The organism is Paraglaciecola sp. G1-13, assembly GCF_055809255.1.
The window spans coordinates 68609-95240 of the sequence record NZ_CM147903.1 but is presented as its reverse complement, the minus strand read 5'-3'; the positions used below and the strand labels follow the sequence as shown (position 1 = coordinate 95240).

27 protein-coding genes are annotated in these 26632 nt (G+C 44.6%); 6 read left to right on the top strand and 21 right to left on the bottom strand.

The features are described 5' to 3' along the window. Positions 1-70 precede the first annotated feature (70 nt). On the top strand, positions 71-1759 hold the full coding sequence (locus tag AC0L6N_RS00435) for a S41 family peptidase (RefSeq protein WP_473477886.1): 1689 nt from the start codon (positions 71-73) through the stop codon (positions 1757-1759). A 102-nt stretch (positions 1760-1861) separates the two neighbouring features. On the opposite strand, the gene rpsQ is transcribed toward AC0L6N_RS00435, so the two are convergent. From rpsQ to rpsJ, 11 genes are read right to left on the bottom strand one after another with little or no spacing between them, the layout of a single operon-like run. After that, positions 1862-2113: a 30S ribosomal protein S17 gene (rpsQ, locus tag AC0L6N_RS00430; protein WP_006992677.1), complete on the bottom strand. Its 252-nt coding sequence runs from the start codon at positions 2111-2113 to the stop codon at positions 1862-1864. Next, a complete protein-coding gene (gene rpmC / locus AC0L6N_RS00425) occupies positions 2113-2304 on the bottom strand; it encodes a 50S ribosomal protein L29 (RefSeq protein ID WP_006992676.1) in 192 nt (63 codons plus the stop codon). Before rpmC ends, rpsQ begins: the two co-directional genes overlap by 1 nt. Continuing rightward, on the bottom strand, positions 2304-2714 hold the full coding sequence (gene rplP, locus AC0L6N_RS00420; protein WP_006992675.1) for a 50S ribosomal protein L16: 411 nt from the start codon (positions 2712-2714) through the stop codon (positions 2304-2306). Before rplP ends, rpmC begins: the two co-directional genes overlap by 1 nt. A gap of 2 nt (positions 2715-2716) precedes the next feature. Beyond that, entirely contained in the window at positions 2717-3415 is a 699-nt protein-coding gene (gene rpsC, locus AC0L6N_RS00415; RefSeq protein ID WP_006992674.1) for a 30S ribosomal protein S3, read from the bottom strand. Between the two features lie 9 nt (positions 3416-3424). Further along, positions 3425-3757, bottom strand: coding sequence for a 50S ribosomal protein L22 (rplV, locus tag AC0L6N_RS00410; RefSeq protein WP_006992673.1), 333 nt, complete (start codon positions 3755-3757; stop codon positions 3425-3427). A 10-nt stretch (positions 3758-3767) separates the two neighbouring features. Next, positions 3768-4043: a 30S ribosomal protein S19 gene (gene rpsS, locus AC0L6N_RS00405; protein WP_011573392.1), complete on the bottom strand. Its 276-nt coding sequence runs from the start codon at positions 4041-4043 to the stop codon at positions 3768-3770. Between the two features lie 15 nt (positions 4044-4058). After that, the gene (gene rplB, locus AC0L6N_RS00400; RefSeq protein ID WP_006992671.1) at positions 4059-4883 is read right to left on the bottom strand and encodes a 50S ribosomal protein L2; all 825 of its coding nucleotides are present in this window, start codon (positions 4881-4883) and stop codon (positions 4059-4061) included. A 14-nt stretch (positions 4884-4897) separates the two neighbouring features. After that, entirely contained in the window at positions 4898-5200 is a 303-nt protein-coding gene (gene rplW / locus AC0L6N_RS00395; protein WP_006992670.1) for a 50S ribosomal protein L23, read from the bottom strand. Further along, on the bottom strand, positions 5197-5802 hold the full coding sequence (gene rplD, locus AC0L6N_RS00390; RefSeq protein ID WP_006992669.1) for a 50S ribosomal protein L4: 606 nt from the start codon (positions 5800-5802) through the stop codon (positions 5197-5199). The genes rplW and rplD overlap by 4 nt, the downstream gene beginning before the upstream one ends. An 18-nt stretch (positions 5803-5820) precedes the next feature. Further along, entirely contained in the window at positions 5821-6459 is a 639-nt protein-coding gene (gene rplC, locus AC0L6N_RS00385; RefSeq protein WP_011573391.1) for a 50S ribosomal protein L3, read from the bottom strand. A gap of 18 nt (positions 6460-6477) precedes the next feature. Further along, a complete protein-coding gene (rpsJ, locus tag AC0L6N_RS00380; RefSeq protein WP_006992667.1) occupies positions 6478-6789 on the bottom strand; it encodes a 30S ribosomal protein S10 in 312 nt (103 codons plus the stop codon). 356 nt (positions 6790-7145) lie between these two features. Between rpsJ and AC0L6N_RS00375 the strand changes: the two genes are divergently transcribed. The 5 genes from AC0L6N_RS00375 (at position 7146) to AC0L6N_RS00355 (ending at position 18222) form a co-directional block, all read left to right on the top strand. Further along, entirely contained in the window at positions 7146-9356 is a 2211-nt protein-coding gene (locus AC0L6N_RS00375; RefSeq protein ID WP_473477879.1) for a GspE/PulE family protein, read from the top strand. 154 nt (positions 9357-9510) lie between these two features. Next, positions 9511-12852, top strand: coding sequence for an amidohydrolase family protein (locus AC0L6N_RS00370; RefSeq protein WP_473477877.1), 3342 nt, complete (start codon positions 9511-9513; stop codon positions 12850-12852). Between the two features lie 146 nt (positions 12853-12998). After that, entirely contained in the window at positions 12999-14021 is a 1023-nt protein-coding gene (locus tag AC0L6N_RS00365) for a GGDEF domain-containing protein (protein ID WP_473477874.1), read from the top strand. 273 nt (positions 14022-14294) lie between these two features. After that, the gene (fusA, locus tag AC0L6N_RS00360; protein WP_011573387.1) at positions 14295-16382 is read left to right on the top strand and encodes an elongation factor G; all 2088 of its coding nucleotides are present in this window, start codon (positions 14295-14297) and stop codon (positions 16380-16382) included. A gap of 181 nt (positions 16383-16563) precedes the next feature. Next, positions 16564-18222 carry an amidohydrolase gene (locus AC0L6N_RS00355; protein WP_473477872.1) on the top strand — a complete coding sequence of 553 codons (1659 nt, stop codon included), beginning with the start codon at positions 16564-16566 and terminating at the stop codon, positions 18220-18222. Between the two features lie 96 nt (positions 18223-18318). Here AC0L6N_RS00355 and AC0L6N_RS00350 read toward each other — a convergent pair whose 3' ends face one another. From AC0L6N_RS00350 to AC0L6N_RS00305, 10 genes are all read right to left on the bottom strand, one after another. After that, complete coding sequence (locus AC0L6N_RS00350; protein WP_473481213.1) at positions 18319-19197, bottom strand: MBL fold metallo-hydrolase; 879 nt, start codon at positions 19195-19197, stop codon at positions 18319-18321. Between the two features lie 78 nt (positions 19198-19275). Further along, positions 19276-19491: a DUF1653 domain-containing protein gene (locus tag AC0L6N_RS00345; protein ID WP_473477869.1), complete on the bottom strand. Its 216-nt coding sequence runs from the start codon at positions 19489-19491 to the stop codon at positions 19276-19278. A gap of 123 nt (positions 19492-19614) precedes the next feature. Then, on the bottom strand, positions 19615-20685 hold the full coding sequence (dinB, locus tag AC0L6N_RS00340) for a DNA polymerase IV (protein ID WP_473477867.1): 1071 nt from the start codon (positions 20683-20685) through the stop codon (positions 19615-19617). Positions 20686-20780: 95 nt separating this feature from the next. Continuing rightward, positions 20781-21014, bottom strand: a complete 234-nt coding sequence (gene nqrM, locus AC0L6N_RS00335; RefSeq protein ID WP_011573382.1) for a (Na+)-NQR maturation NqrM — start codon at positions 21012-21014, stop codon at positions 20781-20783. A gap of 34 nt (positions 21015-21048) precedes the next feature. Beyond that, the gene (locus AC0L6N_RS00330) at positions 21049-22074 is read right to left on the bottom strand and encodes an FAD:protein FMN transferase (RefSeq protein WP_473477865.1); all 1026 of its coding nucleotides are present in this window, start codon (positions 22072-22074) and stop codon (positions 21049-21051) included. 87 nt (positions 22075-22161) lie between these two features. Then, the gene (gene nqrF, locus AC0L6N_RS00325) at positions 22162-23388 is read right to left on the bottom strand and encodes an NADH:ubiquinone reductase (Na(+)-transporting) subunit F (RefSeq protein ID WP_011573380.1); all 1227 of its coding nucleotides are present in this window, start codon (positions 23386-23388) and stop codon (positions 22162-22164) included. A 24-nt stretch (positions 23389-23412) separates the two neighbouring features. Continuing rightward, a complete protein-coding gene (gene nqrE / locus AC0L6N_RS00320) occupies positions 23413-24021 on the bottom strand; it encodes an NADH:ubiquinone reductase (Na(+)-transporting) subunit E (protein ID WP_006992654.1) in 609 nt (202 codons plus the stop codon). Positions 24022-24025: 4 nt separating this feature from the next. After that, positions 24026-24658, bottom strand: a complete 633-nt coding sequence (locus AC0L6N_RS00315; RefSeq protein WP_006992653.1) for an NADH:ubiquinone reductase (Na(+)-transporting) subunit D — start codon at positions 24656-24658, stop codon at positions 24026-24028. An 11-nt stretch (positions 24659-24669) separates the two neighbouring features. After that, on the bottom strand, positions 24670-25431 hold the full coding sequence (locus AC0L6N_RS00310) for a Na(+)-translocating NADH-quinone reductase subunit C (RefSeq protein ID WP_011573379.1): 762 nt from the start codon (positions 25429-25431) through the stop codon (positions 24670-24672). Beyond that, the gene (locus tag AC0L6N_RS00305) at positions 25421-26632 is read right to left on the bottom strand and encodes an NADH:ubiquinone reductase (Na(+)-transporting) subunit B (protein ID WP_011573378.1); all 1212 of its coding nucleotides are present in this window, start codon (positions 26630-26632) and stop codon (positions 25421-25423) included. The genes AC0L6N_RS00310 and AC0L6N_RS00305 overlap by 11 nt, the downstream gene beginning before the upstream one ends.

The window sequence follows — 26632 nt, the reverse complement described above, 5'->3', positions numbered from 1 at the left end:
TTGATTTAATTCGGTACTTAAAATCGCACTTTAATTTAGCGCCGGGATCAACACACTAAAATCGAAATGGATGAATAAATTTGCCTCCACAAACAATTTGTCGCGTAATAACGTTAGATTTATAAAAAGTGAGTTTTTCGTGAATTTAAAATTGCTGTGCCAACTTACATTAATAAATGTAAGTGTATTCTTAATGTCTTGCGGTGGGGGAAATGGAGGTGCAAGCTCGAGCTCTTCAACCCCCACTGTGCCTTCCTCTGAAGCACGCTGGGTATCCGGGGTCTACGAAGACGAGTCTCTATTTAAAGATAGCTGCGCCATCCCTAGAAGCGGAGTCAGCAGCGTAACGGGGGAAGCTTTTACCGATGCTGCTGGTGATGCTCTTGATGAAAAGCTTTGGCTTCGCTCTTGGACCAATAACACTTACCTTTGGTATGACGAAGTCGACGACAATAATCCGGCTGATTTCTCAACTTCAAAATACTTCGAGCAACTGAAAACAGATTTTCGGTCCGACGCGGGATCATTTAAAGACAACTTTCACTTTTCTCAAAACACAGATGAGTATTTAACCCGCACTCAACGAGGCCTGTCCTTTGGTTACGGTATCAGTTGGGAGTTTATTCAAGCGAGCGCGCCAAGACGCATTATTGTGCGCTACACACAACCTGGCTCTCCTGCAGAAAACACTGGGATTGAACGTGGTGATGAGTTGATTGCAATAAACACAATCGATTTTATTAACACTGAGAATAATGATGACGTTGATGTAATCAACGAGGCGCTCTTTCCTTCAAGCGCAGGGCAAGTGTTTCAGTTTACCTTGCAAAAGAAAAGTGGAGTTCAGCGCGACTACTCATTAACACCCAGTAATGTTGAACTTTCGCCCGTACGAAACTCGACGGTATTATCAACAGAGATAGGTTCTGTCGGTTACGTTCAGTTTGATAGCCATATTCAGAGCGCACAGGGTCCTTTGATATCCGCTTTTAATCTATTTAGCCAAAACAATGTGCAAGCCCTCATACTGGACTTGCGCTATAACGGCGGTGGCTTGCTGTCTATGGCCTCACAATTGGCATTTATGGTCACAGGAGAACAGCAAACAGATGGCCTCATCTTTGATGAACTCAAGTTCAATGATAAGCATCCGACTTTTGATCCAGTCACAGGCAGGCGACTTCAACCAACCCCATTTTATAACCGCGAAATAGATTATGAACGGAATGTGTTTACGTCAAATGCCCTACCCAGCTTGGGCTTAAATACGATATATATACTGACCAGTGGTGCAACCTGTTCAGCAAGCGAAGCGGTTATAAACGGTTTAAGAGGCATCGATGTTGAGGTGGTGATAATTGGCGATACAACATGCGGCAAACCCTACGGCTTTTATCCTACAGATAACTGTGGCACCACCTACTTCACAATACAGTTTCAAGGCAGTAATCAAAAAGGCTTTGGCGAATATTCAGACGGCTTTATTCCTACCCCTAACCCCATATTTGAAGCTGATGTGCAAGGCTGCTTAGTGGAAGATGACTTTAGTCACGCATTAGGCTCTACTGATGAACGCATGCTCAGCGCAGCGGTGAATCACTTACAAACTGGCCAATGCCCAGTACAAGCTAAAGCGAAAATACCCGTAGCCCAATTTCCTGTCAGTCAAGGTCCGAGCATTCAAACCTCTGTTAGTATTCTCGATGCCATCATGCTTGAAAATGCCCTTAACCAACCTATTGGTGAGCCACAAAAGTAAATCCTGCGTGAATAGGATCCTTGCAAAAATATTATAAGAACACAGAAACAAAAAAAGCGCGACTCTTACGAGGCGCGCCTTTTAAATTGTATCTAAAACTGATTAAGCTTTAGTAACGATATCTACCAACATCCAGTTTTTGGACTTAGACATAGGACGACATTCACGTACTGTTACTACGTCGCCTGTGTTGCATTGGTTAGTCTCGTCATGAGCGTGTAGCTTAGTAGTACGCTTAATGAACTTACCATAAATAGGGTGTTTCACTTTACGCTCTACTGCAACAGTAATGGTTTTATCCATTTTGTTGCTGACCACACGACCTTGTACTGTACGACTTGATTGTTCAGTCATTATGCAGCAGCCTTTTGAGTCAGAATGGTTTTAACACGCGCAATACTGCGACGTACTTTACGAATTTGGTCAGTTTTTTCAAGCTGGCCAGTACTCGCTTGCATACGTAGGTTGAATTGTTCACGAAGCAAGTTTAATAGCTCAGTGTTCAATTCTTCTACGCTTTTATCTTTCAGTTCTGTGGCTTTCATTACATCACCGTCCGAGTTACAAAGGTGGTTTTAAACGGCAGTTTTGACGCGGCCAATTCAAACGCTTCGCGAGCTACTGACTCTGGAACACCTTCCATTTCATATAGAACACGACCTGGTTGAATTTGGCAAACCCAGTATTCAACGTTACCTTTACCTTTACCTTGACGCACTTCAAGAGGCTTCTCAGTAATTGGCTTGTCAGGGAAAACTCGAATCCAAATTTTACCTTGACGCTTAACGGCACGTGTCATAGCACGACGAGCTGCTTCGATTTGGCGAGCAGTCATACGACCACGGCCAACGGATTTTAGTCCGAACGTTCCAAAACTCACACTGTCACCAGCGGCATAGCCACGGTTACGACCTTTGTGCATTTTACGGAACTTCATACGTTTAGGTTGTAACATAATTAGCCCTCACGCTTAGGTGAACGGCCTTTCTTCTTAGGCTGAGCTGGTTGCTCTTGCGTAAGAGGCAATCCGCCCAATACTTCACCTTTGAAGATCCAGACCTTCACGCCAATGATACCGTAAGTCGTGTTAGCTTCTGATGTTGCATAGTCGATGTCAGCACGGAAAGTGTGTAATGGAACACGACCTTCACGATACCACTCGGCACGCGCAATCTCAGCACCGCCTAAACGGCCACTTACTTGAACTTTAATACCTTTGGCACCAATTCTCATCGCGTTCTGTACTGCGCGCTTCATAGCACGACGGAACATTACACGACGCTCTAACTGACTAGCAATGCTGTCAGCAACCAGTTGACCGTCTAATTCAGGCTTGCGTACTTCAGCGATGTTAATCTGAGCTGGCACGCCGGCCAACTTAGATACATGCTTACGTAGCTTCTCAACGTCTTCACCTTTCTTACCGATTACAACGCCAGGACGAGCAGTGTGAATAGTCACACGGATGCTTTTCGCTGGACGCTCAATAACGATCTTAGAAAGAGAAGCAGTCTTAAGTGCCTTTGTCAGATACTGACGTACCTGATGATCATTAAACAAGTTATCTGCATAATCTGCAGTATTAGCGTACCAGGTAGATGTCCATGGTTTGCTGATACCCAGGCGTATGCCTGTAGGATGTACCTTCTGTCCCATTATCTTCTCCTAGTTATCAGCCACAACAACAGTGATGTGACTGCTACGCTTAAATATACGATCAGCACGGCCTTTGGCTCTTGGCTTGATACGCTTCATAGTTGGGCCTTCATCAACGAAAACTTTTGAGACAGTCAATTCATCGATGTCTGCGCCTTCGTTATGTTCAGCGTTCGCAATTGCTGACTCTAATACTTTTTTGATTAGATCGGCACTTTTCTTAGGGCTATAAGCCAAAAGTTCAAGTGCTTTTTCAACATGTAAACCGCGAATTTGATCTGCAACCAAGCGTGCCTTTTGAGCCGAGGTACGGGCATGGCGATGTGTAGCTAATGCTTCCATATTTTATCCCCTATCTCTTAGCTTTCTTATCCGCGACATGGCCGCGGTAAGTACGCGTTGGTGCAAATTCGCCCAACTTATGGCCGACCATTTCGTCACTGACGAAAACTGGAACGTGCTGGCGACCGTTATGGACCGCAATGGTCAACCCAATCATATCTGGGATGATCATAGAACGACGAGACCAAGTTTTGATTGGTTTCTTGTCGTTCTTTTCCACTGCAGCCTCAACCTTCTTCAGCAAGTGTAGGTCTATAAATGGACCCTTCTTGAGAGAACGTGGCATGGTGAATCCTCGCTGTTACTTATTACGACGACGTACGATAAGTTTATCGGTACGCTTGTTACTACGGGTTTTCTTACCCTTAGTTGGAACACCCCAAGGTGATACTGGGTGACGGCCGCCTGATGTGCGTCCTTCACCACCACCGTGTGGGTGATCTACTGGGTTCATGGCAACACCACGAACTGTTGGGCGGATACCGCGCCATCTGTTCGCACCGGCTTTACCAAGTGAACGTAGCATGTGTTCTGCATTACCGATTTCACCAATAGTGGCACGGCAGTCTGCTAATACTCGACGAACTTCACCAGAACGTAAACGAAGAGTTACATAACCCTCGGCACGCGCTAGGATTTGAGCGTACTGACCAGCAGAACGAGCAATTTGTGCACCTTTACCAGGCTTCATCTCAATAGCGTGTACCGTAGTACCTACTGGGATGTTACGCATTGGTAAAGAGTTACCAGCTTTGATCGCAGCGTCTGAACCAGATTGAATCTGATCACCTGCTTTAGCGCCCTTAGGTGCCAAGATATAGCGACGTTCGCCGTCTGCGTACAACACCAAACAGATGTTTGCAGAACGGTTAGGATCATATTCTAAACGCTCAATTTTAGCTGGAATGCCGTCTTTGTTGCGTTTGAAATCTATAACACGATAGTGTTGCTTGTGGCCACCACCAACGTGACGTACTGTGATACGTCCGTTATTATTACGGCCACCAGATTTGCTGTTCTTTTCAAGCAAAGGAGCGTAAGGAGCGCCTTTGTGTAGATCAGGGTTAACAACCTGAACTACGTGACGACGACCAGCAGAAGTCGGCTTAGCTTTCAATAATGGCATGTCTAGTCCCCTTCTTAGCCTTCGCTGCCAGCAAAGTCGATGTCTTGACCTTCTTTAAGCACAACGTAAGCTTTTTTCCAGTCTTTACGCTTGCCGAAAGATGCACCGTGACGCTTGGTTTTACCCTTTACGTTAACAGTACGAACAGAATTAACTTCAACTTCGAACAATTTTTCAACTGCCGCTTTGATTTCTTCTTTGTTCGCATCTTTAAGCACTTTGAAAACAACAGTGTTGTTAACTTCAGCTGCAAGCGTTGCTTTTTCAGAAACATGTGGTGCTAAAACCACTTTTAAAAGACGTTCTTCGTTAATCATGCTAACGCCTCCTCTAATGCTTTCACTGCATCAGCAGTTATCAACACTTTTTCGAATGCGATCAGGCTGACTGGGTCAATGCCTTGTACATCACGTACGTCAACTTTGTATAAGTTGCGAGCTGCTAAGAACAAGTTCTCATCAACTTCAGACGTTACGATTAGTACATCACTTAGCTCAAGGCCATTTAACTTAGAAAGTAATTCCTTAGTTTTAGGCGCTTCAACTGAAAACTTTTCAACCACGATTAAACGTTCTTGACGTACCAATTCAGACAGGATGCTTTGAATCGCACCACGGTACATCTTCTTGTTAACCTTTTGGCTGTGATCCTGTGGCTTAGCAGCGAATGTTACACCACCAGAACGCCAGATAGGACTACGGATAGTACCAGCACGGGCACGACCTGTTCCTTTTTGACGCCAAGGTTTGGCACCACCACCACGAACTTCAGAGCGTGTTTTTTGTGCTTTAGAACCCTGACGGGCGCCTGCACCGAATGCAACTACTACTTGATGTACTAGTGCTTCGTTAAATTCACGTCCAAAGGTTGCTTCGGATACTTCAAGAGCGCTTTGCGCATCTTTCAATACTAATTCCATCACTTAACTCCCCAGACGTTACGCTTTAACTGCAGCTTTGATGATGACGTCGCCACCTGGCGCTCCAGGAACATTGCCTCTTACTAGAAGAAGGTTGTTCTCTGCGTCAACACGTACTACATCCAAAGACTGAACTGTCACACGTTTATTTCCCATCTGACCGGCCATTTTTTTGCCTTTGAAGACTTTACCTGGTGATTGGTTTTGGCCAATTGAACCAGGAGCACGGTGAGACAATGAGTTACCATGTGAATTACGTTGGTGGCTAAAGTTCCAGCGCTTAATAGCACCTTGGAAACCTTTACCTTTAGAAGTTCCTGCAACGTCAACCATTTTGGTTTCAGCAAAGATTTCAACAGTGATTTCACTGCCAACTTCTATGCCTTCGCCTTCGTTGCCGTCTAAACGGAATTCCCATAAACCACGACCAGCTTCCACGCCAGCTTTAGCAAAATGACCTGCTGCTGCTTTATTTACGCGGTTCGCTTTTTTGTCGCCAGCGGTTACTTGAAGCGCTGTATACCCGTCGGTTTCATCAGTACGTAACTGAGTAACACGGTTCGGGGTGGCTTCTATAACAGTCACTGGTATTGATACGCCGTCTTCAGTGAAGATGCGTGTCATACCAACTTTACGACCGATAAGACCAATCGCCATTGTTAAAACCCTCTCTTGTTAGCCCAGGCTGATTTGAACATCAACACCGGCAGCCAAGTCCAATCTCATCAAGGCATCTACTGTTTTATCAGTAGGCTCGATGATATCCACCAAACGCTTATGTGTACGAATTTCATACTGATCACGCGCATCTTTGTTTACGTGAGGTGAAGTAAGTATTGTATAACGCTCTTTACGGGTAGGTAGAGGAATAGGTCCACTAACCTGAGCACCGGTACGCTTCGCAGTTTCAACGATTTCAGCCGTAGACTGATCGATCAACTTGTGATCAAACGCTTTCAAACGAATACGAATTCTTTGATTTGGCATCGATTAAGCTCCAATCGAAAGAACAAAAAAAACCATCCTCGACTACCTTTTTACTTTAGGTAGGGGGATGAATGAAAAACTGCTAACCCAAAATTAGGGTCCTGTATTTAATGACGTTCGGCCGAGGCCTAAGTCAAAACCATTGCCCTTCTGGACAAGTGGGCGCGAAGTATACCTGTATCGCTTATTTTTGCAACAACCAATTGTAAAATAATAGAGATTACCTACCCATTACTTTTAAATACCTACCACGTTCAACTTTTTCCCATGAATGTAAAACAAGTGTTATCCCATTATTCACTCGGCTATAGTGTGACGATAAGTATAAATAAAAAACAAATTTGACGCAGGCTTCTATGGAACATCAATCGGCTTTACAAGAACTTAAGCAACTATTAGCTAACGCCCCTTCTTTAATCAGTGCTTACGACAAATTAGAGCCATTGTTACTATCATTATTTAATGTTCAACGCATGAGTATCTTTCAGCGCAGAATGCAGCACCAAGATCTTGTTGCCCGCTTTAAAACAGGCAATGAGATACAAGAAATTAAAGTCCCCATTAGCCCGCAGTCGATTGCGGGTTACGTAGCATTAAGTCAAAAGCCACTGATTGTTAATGACCCCTATAGCAGTGAAGAGCTATCTGCGATACATCCACGGCTAAAATTCGCTGATAAATTCGATAAAAGCTCTACCTTCAAAACACAGAACCTTATTTGCATACCTATTTTAAACGCAGGTGTGTTGATGGGTATTATGCAAATCATCAATAGAAACGATGGTGTCTTTCAATCGGCCGACTTAGCGTTAGCCGATAAAGTCGCACAGGCTTTAGGCAATAAGTTTCGCTATGAGCTTGGTGGAACTAGCCAGCCGTTCGATTATCTAGTCCATAGAAACGTAATAGATGAAGACACATTGGCGAAGTATGTGCACACTAATCCTGATCACGCCCACCTCGTTCAACGATTGATGACGGAAAAGCGCATACCAGAAGACGAGATGGGTATCGCGCTGTCAGTGCATTATCAAGTCCCTTACATCGGTTATAAACCGGACCGATTTCATCTATATCAAAGCGACAGCAAATTAAATTTATCATATCTGAAACGTAACTTTGTTGCGGTGATCACCGATGCCAGTGAAAAACCCACTGTGCTAATGGCGCAGCCCAGTAATGCCAATTTACTGATGGAAATTGAGAGTGCATTAGGCATTGATAGCTATGGGATCTCGGTCGCACTGCCTAACACCGTTTTACAATACTTAGGTGAAGCAAGCGGTGGTGGCGCTGGTCCTGGCGCCATGAACGAGATCCTAGATGAAATAGAAACCAGTGGTCAAGAAGCCGATGAGCAAGCTGATGATATGTCTGACGATGCACCTGCTGTAGTGCGCCTGGTCAGCCGTATTTTGCATGATGCCAAGCGACTCGATGCATCTGATATTCATATAGATGCAGAGAAAAATGCCCCAACAAGAGTTCGTATGCGCATTGACGGAGTGTGCCGCGATATCACCCAAGTGCCTGCTTCGCATCACAATGCCGTAATTGCCCGCATCAAAATCATGTCTAATTTGAACATCGCCGAGAAGCGCCTACCTCAAGATGGCAAGCTCGCCTTTAAATTATCAGGGCAAATTATCGAAGTGCGCGTGGCGACGATTCCCACTGTGGCCGGGGAAGGTGTTGTTATGCGTATTCTTGCTACCGGCGGCGCACTGCCTATGGAGAAAATGAATCTATCACCAGCTAATAACCAAAGCATATTACGCATGATTGAAAAGCCCCATGGCATTTTGCTGGTCGTTGGCCCAACAGGCTCAGGTAAAACCACCACTCTACACGCTGTGCTAGGCCACATTAATACCCCTGATAAAAAAATATGGACAGCTGAAGACCCCGTCGAAATCACACAAGCAGGCTTGCAGCAAGTCCAAGTAAGTCCTCGCATCGGATTTACCTTTGCCAGCGCCCTACGCGCTTTTTTACGGGCAGACCCAGACATCATATTAATTGGTGAAATGCGTGACAAAGAGACCGCCCATGCCGGCGTCGAAGCGTCGCTTACAGGGCATTTAGTGTTCTCTACTTTGCACACCAATTCCGCCCCTGAAACCATTACTCGTCTGTTAGATTTGGGCATCGACCCCGTTAACTTTTCTGATGCCTGCATCGGTATTTTGGCCCAGCGCTTGGTGCGTACCTTGTGTAAAAACTGCAAAGAAGCGACCCCAGCATCAGACACTGATGTAGAGTTTATCACGCGCCAGTACGGTGCGGACTACGTATCCGAGCTTAGCCTCCAGCCGACCTTGATGCTGCATAAACCCAAAGGCTGCGATAGATGTGGTAACACAGGCTATAAAGGTAGAACCGGAGTTCATGAATTACTCAGCATGACACCCGCACTGCGCTCAATGGTATATAAGGAAGCACCTGTCAGCCAACTTAAAGCGCAGGCCATGGAAGATGGTATGCGCACCTTGATTCAAGATGGCATTTTAAAAGTGCTAAAAGGGGATACTGATATTGCACAAATTCAAATGCTAGCGGGTGTATAAAAAATTCATCACCTGTGAACTTAAGTTCACAATTTAGCTATTTTGGCCAAATTAAAAGTACTGAGGAAGATAGTCTTCGGTACAGATGTTTTGTATATTTTTCGCTTTCTAATAGTCGACTTTTTATAATAATTAAGCTCTCAGGGAATCACACATGTATAAGAATCTTATCAACGTCGCGCTATTTAGCACGATGCTAAGCTTAAGCGCTGACGCATTCAGTCGCGTTGAGCTTGAAGAAGTTAAGCAAAATGCTCTCACAGAAGAAAGCAGCGAAGCAGAATGGGACGTATTGAATCCCCCCTTTAACTTAAACGAAATCACCATTGACACTGATGAAACGACTTGGTCTAGTCTTGATGTTTCGCCAAATGGTGAGAAATTTGTTTTTGATATGCTAGGCGATCTATATGTCAGCTCTATCGCTGGCGGCGAGGCCACCTCGTTAACGCAAGATTTCGCATGGAATATCCAACCTACGTTCAGCCCTGATGGCAAAAAAATAGCGTTTATATCCGATCGCGGTGGCATGTCGAACGTTTGGGTGATGAACAGTGACGGCAGTAATTTAGTGCAAGTAACCAAGGAGAAGAACAACTTAATTCATTCTCCTAAATGGAGCCCTGACGGCCAATATATAGTGGCGAATAAAGGAATAATGTCTAGCCGCAGTATTCCGGCAGGCGAAATCTGGCTATACCACCACTCTGGCGGTGATGGCATGGTGCTTAAGAAACGTGTGCATGGCAACCCAGATCAAAAGAACATAGCGGACCCGGCTTTCTCCCCCGATGGGAAATACCTGTATTACACCCAAGATGTATCACCCGGTAGCACCTTTGATTATAACCGTGACCCCCTAAAATCTATCTTCGCCATTACTCGTTACGATATGAACACAGGCGAAGAAGAACGGTACATCAGCGGCACTGGGGGAGCTGTTGTTCCTACCCCCTCTCCAGACGGTCAGCAGATTGCTTTCATACGCAGAGTCAAAGAAAAAACCGGGCTGTTTGTTAAAGATATTGCCACGGGTGTTGAATCCCTTCTCTACTTAAAACTTGAACGTGACATGCAAGAAGGGTTCGGCTCAGAAGGGTATTTTCCTTACTTTGATTGGATGCCCAATTCAAAACGTATCGTGTTTTGGACCGGTGGAAAATTTCACTCAATTGATGTAAAAACGCAAGCAGTTAAAGACATTCCTGTGTCAGTAAAAGCAACCGTAAAATACGCAGATGCAGTGCGTTTTGACGTTGATGTAGCCCCCGAAAAATTTGCGGTAAAAATGGCGCGCTGGGCGCAGAAATCCCCTAATGGGCAAAACATCGTTTTTCAGGCGCTTGGTAAGCTTTATATTAAAGAGATCAAAAGTGGTAAAGTGAAACGCCTTACTCGGCAGAACGATCATGACGAGTACTATCCTCGCTACTCTCACGACGGTAAAAAAATTGTTTTCACCACATGGAACGATAAAGACTTAGGCAGTGTGCGCACTGTATCCGCTTCCGGTCGTTCAGAAAAAGTAATCAGCAAAGAGCCTGGGCACTTTATCGAGCCAAGCTTCTCTACTGACGACAAACTGATTACCTACAATAAGAAAACTGGCGGCTATTTATTGGCCCCAGAATACTCTGTGGAACCTGGAATCTATACCGCTACGGTAAAGGGTGAAAAACACAGGCGTGTCGCCAAAAACGGTAGCGCGCCACATTTCGCTGGTGACAACAGCCGGGTGTATTTTACCGAGTCTGTATCTGGCAGTGATTACCCTGAACAACAGTTAGTCAGTGTTGACCTCAATGGCGAAGATAAACGTGAACATTTATACGGTGGTGACAAAATCGCTGAGTATCGCTTATCCCCAGATAAAAAATGGATTGCCTTCGTATACCAATATAAAGCGTACGTTGCACCTTTCACCGAGATAGGCCAAAAACAAGATATTGGCCCCAAAAGTACCACCATTCCTATTAAGCAACTCTCGGATCGCGCAGGAGAATATCTGACTTGGCGCAGCGACAGCCAAGCGGTTAGTTGGTATCACGCAGCGACTTACTATGAGCGCGAGTTAAAAGAAGCATTTGCATTCGTACCCGGCGCAGCCGAAGATTTACCTGACCCTGTTACTGAGGGCATGTCACTCTCATTTGAGCAGAAAACCGATAAGCCCTCAGGTTATAAAGCACTTGTGGGCGGTACAGTTGTCACTATGCGTGACGCCAATAACCAACAAGAAATCATTGAAGATGCTGTGGTTGTTATCAAGGACAATAAGATTGTTGAAGTAGGCAAACGTGAAGACATTACTATTCCCAACAATGCGCTTAAAATTGACACCACTGGCAAAACAATTCTACCAGGCTTGATTGATGCTCACGCTCATGGCTCACAAGGCAGTAACGAGATTATCCCAGAGCAAAACTGGAACATGTACTCAGCTCTCGCCTTTGGTGTGACGACTATCCATGACCCATCAAATGACACCTCAGAAATTTTTGCTGCCAGCGAATTGCAAAAAGCTGGCAAACGCGTTGCCCCTCGCACCTACTCTACCGGTACCATTATTTATGGTGCGGAAGCCCTAGGCTATAAGGCGATTATTAATAGCTATGAGGATGCACTGACTCACTTGCGTCGCCTTAAAGATGCCGGAGCGATTTCAGTTAAAAGTTATAACCAACCTCGACGCGACCAACGCCAGCAAATATTAGCCGCGGCCCGGGAACTAAACCTGATGGTGGTGCCAGAAGGTGGCGGTAAATATCAGCAAAATATCTCTATGTTAGTAGATGGTCATACAGGGCTCGAGCATTCCCTTCCAATAGCGAAAGGCTATCAAGACTTGACCGCATTGTGGGCGGAAACTGAGTTTGGTTACACCCCAACGTTCGTAGTGTCCTATGGCGGCCTAATGGGTGAAGAGTATTGGTATGACCGCACAGAGGTATGGAAAAACGAAAGACTTCTGCGCTACACACCTAGCTTTCTGTTAGATAGGCGCGCCATTCGTCGCCCTACCGCCCCAGATAATCAATACAACCACGTATTTGTTGCACAATACGCTAAAACATTACGTGATAAAGGCGTAAGCGTACATATCGGCGCTCACGGGCAACGTGAAGGCTTAGCTGCGCACTGGGAGCTTTGGCTAATGACGCAAGGTGGTTTCACACCATGGGAAGCACTGCGAGGAGGCACTATTGATGGCGCCACGCACCTAGGCATGGGCAAGCAACTAGGAAGTATTGAAGCAGGCAAGTTAGCGGATATGATGATTATCGACGGCGACGTATTAACGGATATTCGTCGCAGCGAATATGTAACTTATACCGTAATCAACGGCCGTATATATGATGCAGCGACCATGAACGAAGTGGGCAGAAAAACCAAGCGCCCTGCTTTCTTCTTTGAAAATAACAATACACTCTTTATGCCTGAGGCAACACAACAGAGTATTCAACAAAAATCAGAGAAGCATCACTGGGTTCACTAAACCCTATGCACGGATAAGACGGTGGTTTATCTCCTAAATCACTGTCTTTTTTTACTCTTTCATTAATTCAGAACGCAATGACATTTTCTGGACGTTATATGACAGTCTGGTAAGCTTGAAAAATAATCGGTTTACGAGCGACCTGTGTGAAAAATCACGATTTAGAGAATTCATTTAAACATCTAAAAAACACCATCCCTTTATTGCTTAAGCATAAGATTCCTGCCGTGCCGCTCAACTATGCCCTGTGGTACACCTATGCAAGTAATGAATCTGAATCCCTTAATGAAACTCTTGATCATGCTTTGCAGCGCAATTTACCCATATCAGATTCAAAGACCCGAGACTTATATCGCAAACATGTAGCAGATGAACAAGATGTAGATGTGTGGGAGCTTCGTCACTCTCTTGAAAGCATGGTGATTGAACTGTCTCAATCTGTGCAAGATACCCGCAGTGAAACGCGTAACTTTAAAAGTACCATGGATACCTGCATGGACGACTTAGCGAAAGTAGAGCGAGAAGGTTTGAGTATGGAAGAGGTCATGGACTTAGTCCGGACCTTGGTCAGTCAAACCAAACAAATTCGTGGAAGTACTTTATCTTTTAGCACCGCACTTAATGATGCAGAAAGAGAAATTACGCGATTAAGAAATCAACTTGAACAAAGCCAACAAGCAGCCTTATATGACGCTTTGACTGGCCTGTGCAATCGTAGATACTTTGACGAAGAGTTAGCAGCACATGCTATGCGACCAAACATGTGCCTAATATTGGCTGACTTAGATCATTTTAAAAAGATTAATGACACTCATGGGCATGTCATGGGGGATTTAGTTTTAAAAGCCAGCGCTAAAAAACTTCAAGCTGCATGCAGAGAAGGGGCGCAAGCATTTCGCTTTGGTGGTGAAGAGTTCGCCATTATTGTTCCCAATAGTAAGCTCAGCGTTGCCAGACAAATAGCCGAAACCATGCGCAGATCTATCGAAAAAATTGGGGTTAGAGATAAACGTACATCCCAAGTACTCGGAGGAATAAGTGCTTCATTTGGTATTGCCGAAATGAAAACCGGGATGAATCCCTTGGCGCTTATTGAGGCTGCGGATAAACAGCTATATGAAGCAAAGAACTTAGGTCGAAATCGTGTAATGCCCATGTCTAACGGTTAATTGTTGTTTTCTCCATTCAGAAATTGTGCTGATTCCTTATATTCACGAGAATATTAAAATGACCTAACGTAGCCAATTTACCTGCCTAATAAATAAACAAAACACCACTTTATTCGCTGTCTTAAACCATGTAAAATCCGCGCATTCTTTTAAACGGCCGCCCAAATTCCGTAAAAAAGTGAATATTTAGATTTTTCTAAAAAGAAAATCGGCATCCTGCGGAAATATCTTGTATAATCCCGCGCAATTTTTACTCAGACTGAAGTTGAAGAAATGAAAGATTTAGCACGTTACAGAAACATCGGTATTTTCGCCCACGTTGATGCGGGTAAAACTACCACAACAGAACGAATTTTGAAGCTTACCGGTCAAATACACAAAACCGGTGAAGTACATGATGGTGAATCTACCACTGACTTCATGGAACAAGAAGCTGAGCGCGGTATCACTATCCAATCAGCTGCGGTTAGTTGTTTTTGGAAAGACCACCGTTTCAACGTTATCGATACTCCTGGGCACGTTGACTTCACTGTTGAAGTTTACCGCTCACTTAAAGTACTTGATGGCGGCATCGGTGTTTTCTGTGGTTCTGGTGGTGTTGAGCCTCAGTCAGAAACTAACTGGCGTTATGCGAATGACTCAGAAGTTGCACGTATTATCTTCGTAAACAAGTTGGACCGTATGGGTGCTGACTTCTACCGCGTAGTTGACCAAACCAAAAAAGTACTTGGTGCTAATCCACTCGTTATGGTTCTACCTATCGGTATCGAAGATGACTTCGTTGGTGTGGTTGACCTTCTTACTCGCAAAGCATTCATTTGGGATGACACTGGTCTTCCTGAAAACTACGAAATCACAGATGTTCCTGCGGACATGGTTGATAAAGTAGAAGAATACCGTGAAATGTTGATCGAAACTGCTGTTGAGCAAGACGATGACCTAATGATGGCTTACATGGACGGCGAAGAGCCTTCTATGGAAGACATTAAACGTTGTATCCGTAAAGGTACGCGTACTATGGACTTCTTCCCGACTTACTGTGGTTCTGCATTCAAAAACAAAGGTGTTCAAAATATTCTTGATGCTGTTGTTGATTACCTACCTAGTCCTACAGAAGTTGACCCTCAACCTCTTACAGACGAAGAAGGTGAGCCGAATGGTAAGTACGCAATTGTTTCACCAGATGAAACATTTAAAGCGTTAGCGTTCAAAATTACAGATGACCGTTTTGGTGCTCTTACTTTCGTACGTATCTATTCTGGTACGCTTAAGAAAGGCGACACCATACTTAATGCTGCAACAGGTAAAACTGAACGTATTGGTCGTATGTGTGAAATGCAAGCCGATGACCGTAATGAGTTAACTAGCGCTCAAGCTGGTGACATCATCGCAATCGTTGGTATGAAGAGTAACGTTCAAACAGGTCACACTTTATGTGATCCTAAAGATCCAATCATCCTAGAAGCGATGGTATTCCCTGAACCAGTAATCTCTATCTCTGTTACACCTAAAGATAAAGGTTCAACTGAGAAGATGGGTCTAGCTATCGGTAAAATGGTTGCAGAAGATCCTACATTCCGTGTTGAAACTGACCAAGATTCAGGTGAAACAATCCTATCTGGTATGGGCGAGCTTCACTTGGACATCAAAGTAGATATTCTGAAGCGTACTTACGGTGTTGAATTAGAAGTCGGTGAGCCTCAAGTTGCATACCGTGAAACGATCACTCAAGAAGTTGAAGATTCTTACACTCATAAGAAACAATCTGGTGGTTCTGGTCAGTTCGGTAAAATCGATTATCGTATCAAGCCTGGTGAACCTAATAGTGGTTTCACATTCAGCTCAGTGGTTGTGGGTGGTAATGTACCAAAAGAATTCTTCCCTGCTATCGAAAAAGGTTTTGCAAGCATGATGGAGTCTGGTGTTCTTGCTGGCTTCCCTGTGTTAGATGTTGAGGTTGAGCTTTATGACGGTGGATTCCACGCAGTGGATTCATCAGCAGTTGCATTTGAAATCGCTGCTAAAGGCGCATTCCGTCAATCAATCCCTAAAGCGGGTCCTCAGTTGATTGAACCTATCATGAAAGTTGACGTGTTCACGCCAGACGACCATGTTGGTGATGTTATCGGTGACTTGAACCGTCGTCGCGGTATGATCAAAGATCAAGAAGCAGGCGTTACTGGTGTTCGCGTTAAGGCTGATATCCCTCTTTCAGAAATGTTTGGTTATATCGGTTCATTGCGTACAATGACGTCAGGTCGTGGTCAGTTCTCTATGGAGTTCTCACACTACTCACCTTGTCCGAACAACGTCGCTGAAAAAGTAATTGCTGATACTAAAGAGCGTAACGCTAAGAAGTAATCATTAATTACCGGTAAACTTAAGGCCCTGCTTGTGAAAACAAGCGGGGCTTTTTTGTATCTACATGTCACTCATTTATTACTTTCTTATAGACCTCCTAATAATTTGCATAGTTGCTAACTTTAGGCCAACGTTTGTTCTTAGATTATAGACGCATCAACTTTAAGCGAAGGTCATCACAATGAAACATTCAGTCTTGATATTGTTAGGTTATTTGTTAAGTACAGCCACATTAGCCGCACCAACACACTTAACTAATGTGCATGGTTACACCCTTAGCGATAAAGGGGAGATGGTGACGTTTACCGATATGGTTTTCGATGGCGGCAGAGTGTTAGCTATTGGCGGCACGAGCTTAAAAAATACCTATCCTGATGCTGATATGATTGATGGAAAAAAGCGCGTATTACTGCCGGGCCTTATCGATGCCCATGGGCACATACTGGGTTTGGGGGAAACTCTACTCGCAGTAGATGTCAGAGATATTCCTAGTGCAAAAGCCTCCGCGCAAAAAGTGCGAGATTACGCTCAGCAAAACCCTGATTTAACATGGATATTGGGCGGTGGCTGGAACCAAGTACTTTGGGCCGATAACGCATTTCCAACCTCTGAGATGCTTGACGAATATATTCAAGACCGTCCCGTGTGGATAAGCCGAATAGATGGACACGCTGGCTGGGCGAATAGCAAAGCATTGCAGATAGCGGGAGTCACCAAAGATTCACTAGACCCACCAGGCGGCCAAATTGTCAGGGATAAAAACGGTGTGCCTACTGGTGTACTAATTGATAACGCCATGAACATGCTAGTGGAAAAAATCCCTCAAGATACCGAACAAGATTTGCAGCGCAAACTTGATGCTGCCGCAGCGCATTTGCTCTCACTGGGGATCACCAGCACGCACGATGCCGGTATTAATTATGCTACCTACCAATATTACATTAAGCGCAGTCAGCAACTCGATTTGAACATGCGCATATACGCCATGCTTGCAGCAACAGATCCTAAGCTTGCAGACATGCTCAACGCAGGTCCAATACACGACCAATACGATTACTTGTCAATCCGCAGCGTCAAAGTATACGGTGATGGTGCGCTTGGTAGCCGCGGTGCAGCCATGCTCTCTGGATATTCAGACGACCATGAAAACATTGGGCTATTACTCACCCCTATAAAGCAGCTCAAGCCATTATTTGATTTAATCATAGGCAATGGCTTTCAGCTTAATATTCATGAAATAGGTGACCGCGGTAATAGACTCGCGCTGGATCAATTCGAAGAGACTTTTTCGCGTATCAAAGGGCAGCATTTGCGTAATCGTGTAGAGCATGCACAAGTTATCGATGTGACAGACATACCTAGATTCAAAACCCTTGGAATAATTCCGTCCATGCAGCCTACACACGCCACAAGTGATATGAACATGGCCCAAGACCGAATTGGTGAAGCGCGTTTAAAAGGCGCCTATGCTTGGCAAACTTTCGAAGAACAGGGATCTATTGTTCCTTTTGGCTCTGATTTTCCTGTTGAATTGGCCAACCCATTTTTCGGCTTACACGCTGCAGTAACAAGACAGAATAGAAACAACCAGCCTGAGGCCGGTTGGATTAAAGAAGAAGCAGTAACAGTCGAGCAGGCTTTTAAAGGATTCACTTACAGCGGAGCCTATGCGGCTCACCAAGAAAATAGCATAGGTACTTTGTCATCTGGTAAGTGGGCTGATTTTATCTTAGTCGACCAGGATATATTCACTATTAGCCCACAGGATATATGGAAAACCAAAGTACTTGAAACCTGGGTTGGTGGTGTAAAACGCTATGATAGCGCCCTGAATGACTAAGCTGATGCCGTGCTTTTAGCACAGCGGTTCGCACTGCTTGTAGCATAAAAGCCAATACCTCCGACGCTTGCACCGCCAGAGGCCTATCCATAGCGACTATTGGCCGTTATAGAGTGTGGTGATCCACTTTTCTTCAGTGATGAAGTTCCACGCCCAGTCTTGCCATTTATCATCAAGACCTTCTTCGATAAGCGAGTCTAGGCTAGCGCCTTTAGATTTTCTATCCGAAACATAGTTAGCGGTTTGCTGCATCATCTCAAGTGACGCTTGATAAGCTTTCTTATCGGCTAACTCACCATGTCCAGGCATGACCTTAGTATCGTTGTTTATCATGTCGATCACGGTGGAAACGTTACTAATGTATCCTTTAACCGTGCCGCCACCGGCCAAGTCGATGTAAGGGAAACGCCCCTGAAAGAATAAATCTCCCGCGTGCAATACATTCGCCTGTTCAAACCAAACAACACTGTCGCTATCGGTGTGGCCTGCAGGAAGATGTAGCACCTTGATGGTATCGCCATTGAAGTGAAACGTCAGCCCCTGCTCATAGGTCACAACGGGTAAGGCTGCGTGTTTATGACCGTCTTCGGCGGCTAAGCGTTTACGCACATTATCATGAGCAAAAATAGTGCTTCCCTGTACTTCTTTAAAATAGGCGTTGGAACCTGTGTGATCACCATGATAATGGGTATTGATTACGTATTTCATTGGCTGCTTGGCAATATCGCCAATCGCGAGCGCAATTTTGTCAGCCAAGGGAGCGAACTGATCGTCAATAATCAAAATACCGTCATCCCCAGCCGACACACCGATATTACCTCCTGCACCAGTGAGCATGTATGTTGAGCCACTCACCGCTTGGGTGCTAATATGTACATCGGCGAACCTATCATCAGCAGCGCTTAATATCGTGCTACCAAATAACGTTAGTGTTGCCATTGCAAAACGTAGTGCATTCACTTTTGATTTAAACATCATGTTTCCCATTATTATTGGTTGTTCATACATGAACGAAGATAGGGTAATTTACGTTCACCTAATCGGTAAGGACCATTATTCACTGTCTATAAATCTAAAACGTGGCACAGTTTGACCATTCACTTCGACCGTTTCTTCAAACATGGACAAAGGGCGGACCCAAAGGCCCCGCTCTCCATACATAGGCCGATACACTACTAATTCTGAATCGTCTTCCGAATGCGTAGCGACCCCAATAACTTCATAATCGTTACCCTTGTAGTGACGATATTTTCCTACTGCAATGCTCATACTACTCCCTAAATACGTGTTTTATTCACTCAGTATACAGTTGCCTGTAGCAAGGTGTAAAAAGATACAAAGTCTATTGGTAGCGAAAGTTAGCAAAACAGAAGAATGAAAGATGGAGAAGTACTAGCGGTTTTGCTCATGCTCAAAGTTAAACACCATTTGTTGCACGTCAGCAGTTTCGGGTAAGCCAACGGATAATCCCACTAAGCGAATTCCCCTGGTGCCACGCCGCTCTAACGCTTCACTTAGCAGTGTTTTGAAATAGGTTTTATCGAGCACTTGGTGGCGATGCTCCACTGTGGTCTGTTGAAAATCATTGAATTTTAGTTTTACGCCCTGACTTTGTATCACTAGCTTAGGGCTTGCGGCCTCCAAACGGCTCAGCAGTTTAGGGTACAGGCTTTCCAGCATAGCCAAGCATTCTTCATCAGTGGTGATGTCTTGGGCGAGAGTGCGCTCTACACCAACAGACTTGCGCTTACGACTAACAGACAGCTCGCGCTCATCAATACCATGACTACGATCCCAAATGACAGGCCCAAATTTTCCAAACGCTTTTACGAATGCATCGAGTGGATAATCTCGCACGTCTTGGCAGGTAAAGAGTCCCATATTATTGAGTTTCTGTAGCGTGACTTTGCCAACACCGGGGATTTTCCCCAGTGCCAATGTTTTCACAAACGCATCTTGGGTATCTGGTGTGATCACGCAGATCCCATTAGGCTTATTTTCGTCACTGGCAATTTTAGCCACAAACTTACAAGGTGCTACACCGGCAGAAGCGGTCAGTTGGGTTTCTTCGAAAATTGCTCGGCGGATATCCTGTGCAATTAAGGTGGCACTGCCCGAAAAAAGCTCACTGTCGGTTACATCCAGATATGCTTCATCTAGGGATAGTGGTTCGATTTTATCCGTGTAGCGTAAAAAAATCTTGCGGATTTGCTGAGATATCTCGCTATAAAGAGCCATGCGGCCAGGAACGAGAACCAGATCAGGACAGAGCTTACGCGCATAGGCCGTAGCCATAGCGGATCGAACGCCATACTTGCGTGCCACATAGTTACAGGTCGAAATAACGCCACGGCGGTCAGCACTCCCCCCAATCGCAAGGGGGATGTCGCGATATTGAGGGTTATCGCGCATTTCGACTGCGGCATAGTAGCAGTCCATATCGATGTGTATGATCTTACGCATCTGACAAACAACTGTATTTAAAAACAGTTATTTTGCGCGATTGTCCGCCAGAGTCAATGTAAATCTCACTGGCGGGAATTTTCTGACGACACAGCTTAAAGAATTTGGTTTTGCTTCCACTCATTCAGCTTCGCTTGACGCGCTTCTTCTCGCTCTAAGCGGGCTTTTTTGCGATCGCATGGCTCTGGGCAATCACAGGCTTTATCGATACCCAAGGCGCCTAAACCACCGCAACTACCTGCTATCGCTTTACGCTGTACTAAATAGCCGAGAGACATAGCGACTGCTACGACTAGAAAAAATACGAATGCTAAGATAAAAGTACTCAAAATATCACTCCGAATTGGTCATTTTCGATAATTACTATTGGCGATTAATGAAGGGTTCAAATTTTGGCGTAGTATACTCTTTAAACTCGCCGTTTTCTTGTGTGATCATTAATACCGCTAAATCATTCTGTAACGCCACGTTAAAGGCTTCTTCCTTACCCATTACGATCAGCGCTGTCGCTAACCCGTCTGCCGTCATTGAGGACGAATGCACCACAGTCACCGCGACTAGATTGTGCGTGATAGGTACGCCTGTACGTGGGTCTATTAAGTGGGAATATCGCACACCATCTTCTTCAAAGTAGTTGCGATAATCTCCTGAGGTTGCAATTGCGTTTGTTCCTATCGAAATGATTTCTTGCACCGCACGCTCAACCGAGACAGGTTTTTCAACAGCTATACGCCATTCTCTGCCAGTTGCTTTATGCCCTGAGACACGCATTTCGCCGCCAACCTCTACCAGGTAATCATGCAGACCCTTTTCATCCAATAACTCGGCCACGACATCGACACCATAGCCCTTGGCAATAGTAGACAGGTCAACATACAAATCAATTTCAGACTTTTGCGCGCCGTTATCAAGTAAGGTCAATTTATCTAATCCGGTACGAGCTTTGACTTCTGCCACAGTTTGTTTACTGGGGCGTTTCTCAGGTTTCGCATCAGGACCAAAGCCCCAAAGGTTCACCAATGGCCCTACGGTCACATCAAGTACGCCATGACTTAACTCGCCCAAGCGCTTCGCTTCCTGCATTACCTTCAACGTTTCTGAAGATAACGCAAAGGGTGCTTCACTCTTCCACTGGTTGAATCGTGACAGTTCTGAATTGGGGTCGTAAGTCGACATCAATTCATTTACTTTCACCAATGCAGCATCGATGTCGTTATGTAATTTTTGTTCATTTATATTATTTCTATTAACGAACTTCACATTGTAAGTCGTGCCCATGGTATGGCCCGCTAAATGTGTTTCTGTTGGCGCTTGACTGCAACTGCATAGCAGCCATATCCATAAGATTAAACCGAGGAATTTAGCCTTCCCGCTGTCACCCTTTATCATTTTTTCACCTAAATAAAAAAAGGGACCGAAGTCCCTTATTTACATGTGTTGTTAACTCGGTTTTGTTCACTATCGAGTGATAGCTAATTAACCACCGAAGTCATCAAGCATGATGTTTTCATCTTCAACACCTAAGTCTTTCAGCATACTAATAACAGCTGCGTTCATCATAGGAGGACCACACATATAGAACTCACAGTCTTCTGGAGCTGGATGATCTTTAAGATAGTTTTCCAACAATACTTGGTGGATAAAGCCTGTCATACCTTCCCAGTTATCTTCTGGTTGTGGATCAGACAAAGCAACATGCCACTTAAAGTTGTCGTTTTCCTTCTGCAACATATCGAAATCTTCTACGTAGAACATTTCGCGTAATGAACGCGCGCCATACCAGAACGAAATTTTACGATCTGTTTTAAGACGACGAAGTTGATCGAAGATATGCGAACGCATTGGCGCCATACCAGCACCACCACCGATAAATACCATCTCAGCGTCGGTCTTCTTAGCGAAGAACTCACCAAATGGGCCAGAAATAGTGGCTTTGTCGCCTTCTTTCAAGCTCCATATATAAGATGACATTTTACCTGCAGGTAAAGACAAGTTGTTTGGCGGTGGTGAAGCCACACGCACGTTCAACATGATAATACCTTCTTCTTCTGGGTAGTTAGCCATTGAATATGCACGAATCGTTTCGTCATCCACTTTTGATTCAATATCAAAGAAGCCAAAACGTTCCCAGTCACCACGATATTCTTCAGGAACATCGAAGTCTTTATATTTAACATGGTGAGGTGGAGCTTCAATTTGAATATAACCACCGGCACGGAAAGGCACACTTTCACCATTAGGAATTTTAAGTTTAAGCTCTTTAATGAAGGTCGCTTTGTTATCATTAGAGATAACTTCACAATCCCACTTCTTGATACCAAAAATCTCTTCAGGTAGCTCGATGTCCATGTCCTGCTTAATAGAAACCTGACACGATAAACGGCAACCTTCTTTCGCTTCACGCTTGCTTATGTGGTCAAGCTCAGTCGGTAAAATTTCACCGCCGCCTGCTTTAATGTCTACCCGACATTGACCACAAGAGCCACCGCCACCACAAGCTGACGATACGAATATGCCTGAGTTTGCTAAGGCACCTAATAACTTATCACCAGGCTGAGCAGTGATTGCTTTGTCTGGATCACCATTGATAGAAATGGTCACTTCGCCTTCTGGCACTAACTTGGATTTGGCAAACATAATGATCAAAACCAAAGCTAGAACGATGGCAATAAACATTCCTACGCCAAGATAAATGTCTAACATCTAAATACTCCTATTCGGTTTCGATTAAATTGATACGCCAGAAAATGACTGGAAGCCCAACGCCATTAATCCTGCAATCATAAATACGGAACCTAAACCACGCACGCCTTCTGGCATATCTGCATACTTAAGTTTCTCACGCACTGCCGCAAGTAATGTGATCGCTAATGCCCAACCTGCACCACTACCCGCACCGTAGAAGATACTTTCGGTGAAGGTGTAATCACGCTGAACAGCGAATGCTACGCCACCAAAAATTGCACAGTTAACAGTGATCAAAGGTAAGAAAATACCTAACGCGTTGTATAGCGCAGGGAAAAACTTATCTAGCGTCATTTCAAGAATTTGAACCAAAGCAGCGATTACACCAATGAAAGTCAAAAAGCTTAAGAAGCTCAGATCGGTGTCAGGAAAGCCAGCCCAACCTAGTGCACCAGGCGCAAGAATGTTGGCATAAACAAGTTGGTTTACAGGTACAGAAATCGTCAATACTACGATAACCGCAACACCCAGACCCATCGCCGTTTTTACTTTCTTTGATACTGCCAAGAAAGTACACATACCCAAGAAATAGAACAACGCCATGTTTTCTAGGAAGATAGAACGGATAAATAAACTAAGATATTGTTCCACGAAATTACTCCTTAGGCTCTACTTGTTCAGGCTTAATAGTTCTGATGAACCAAATTAAACCACCGATTAAGAAGAACGAGCTGAAAGGTAAAATCAATAAACCATTACCTTGATACCAACCGCCATTTTGAATGAGTGGTAAAATTTCGAAACCGAGAATAGTACCGAAACCGAACAACTCTTTAATAGTACCGATAACAATCAATACAAACGAGTAGCCTAAGCCGTTACCAATCCCGTCAAGGAAACTGATAAATGGCGGGCTTTTCATAGCAAAGGCTTCAGCTCGACCCATTACGATACAGTTGGTGATAATTAAGCCAACGAATACCGACAGCTGTTTGGATATCTCGTAAGAATAAGCTTTCAGGATTTGATCCACTACGATTACCAATGACGCAATAATCGTCATCTGCACGATAATACGTACTGATGAAGGTATCTGTGAACGGATCATAGAGATAAACAAGTTAGAGAATGCCGTTACTGCAGTAAGAGCAAGTGACATTACTAATGCCGTTTCTAACTTAGTGGTTACCGCCAATGCTGAACATACGCCCAGTATTTGCAGTGCTATTGGGTTATTGTCTAGGATTGGCCCAAACAATACCTTTTTCATTTCTTTAGTATCAGCCATTGTCTAGTCTCTCACGATTTCCATGGTTGGTTTTTAAGGTAAGGACCGAAGCCATTCTCACCCAGCCAGTAATCAAGTGTATTTTGTACGCCATTACTGGTTAACGTCGCACCTGACAAAGCATCAACTTCATAAGGGTCATTCGCTTTTGCGCCCTTGGTCACATCAATAGCCACTTCGCCATTTTTATACAATTTCTTACCGTCCCACTTCGCTTTCCATTCAGGGTTCTGAACTTCACCGCCAAGACCAGGCGTTTCTTGCTGATCGTAATACACTAGCTCACGAACGGTATTACCGTCAGAGTCAACCGCTAACATGGCATACATTAAGTTCCATAAGCCACTGCCGTTGATAGGCAACACGATACGTGTTACTTCGCCGTCAGGATTAGAAATTAAATACACACTAGCAACGTTAGGGCGACGTAAAATCCCAGCGGTATCAGGCACAGGCTTGATACTTTCTTCAGGGTCACGCGCTGCTTTATACATATCATAGCCAGCTTCCTTCTCAACGTACTGGCCCGTTGCTAAATCAACGAACTTTTCTTGTACACGATCTGCATAGGTCGCTGCGATTTGCTCTTTACTCTGTCCGGCTTCAAGTAAGCCGGCAGATTCTAAGATATTAGTTTGCTTATCTAGCTTCGCATTTGCTTGTTGTTGTGAACGTAGGCTAACCGCCGCCGTTGATACAATAACCGAACAAACTAAACATACGGCGATAACAACGCCGACCGTTTTGCCTAATGTTTCTTTTTTAGCCGACACGTGCCATCCTCCGTTTAATATTGCTTTGAGCGACGAAATAATCGAATAGTGGAGCCCATAAATTGGCAAACAAGATTGCCAACATCATACCTTCAGGGAAAGCAGGGTTGAGTACACGAATCAATACACACATTAAACCGATTAAGAAACCGTAAGCCCATTTAGCGCTATTTGTGAATGATGCTGAAACAGGATCGGTCGCCATAAAGAACATACCAAAGGCGAATCCACCGGTCACTACGTGCCAGTACCAAGGCATAGCAAACATAGCATTTGTGTCACTGCCAATAACGTTAAGCAAAGTACTGAATACCGCCCCGCCTAGCAGCACACCTAACACGATACGCCATGAAGCAATACGCATATAAATAATGAACAAGCCACCCAGCAAGATAGCCAGTGACGATACTTCACCGACAGAACCTTGAATATTTCCGAAGAATGCATCCCACCAATCAGCATTCAAAGACCAATCGGTAACATTGCCAGCAGCCGCTTGGCTTAACCAAGTCGCCCCTGAGAAACCGTCGGCAGCCGTCCAAATTGCATCGCCTGAAATTTGTGCAGGATAAGCAAAATATAGGAACGCACGACCAGAAAGCGCAGGGTTTAAGAAGTTACGGCCTGTGCCACCAAAGACTTCTTTCGCAATCACCACACCAAAGGTAATACCTAGCGCCACCTGCCATAAAGGGATTGTTGCAGGCAAGGTTAATGCGAAAAGTACTGAGGTAACAAAGAAGCCTTCGTTAACTTCGTGCTTACGCACAGAAGCAAACAGTACTTCCCAGAAGCCGCCCACAATAAAGGTTACGGCGTAGATAGGTAGGAAAAAGCACGCACCATAAAGGAACATGGCTAATCCACCGGTAGACTCAAGGCCAATTTGACCGCCAAGCGCAGTAAATAAAGCCGCTTGCCACATATCAGGCAATGACGCGCCACCGTTTAGAATAACGTTATGAGCTTGCTGACCTATGTTGTACATACCGTAGAACATTGCAGGGAACGTAGCAGCCCATACCATGATCATAATACGTTTTAAGTCGATGCTGTCACGCACGTGAGTGCCAGCTTTGTTAACTTTACCAGGGGTGTAAAAAATGGTCGCTGCTGCTTCGTAAAGCGCATACCATTTTTCGTACTTACCACCTGCTTCAAAGTTAGGTTCAATTTTCTCTAAATATGCTTTTAAACCCAT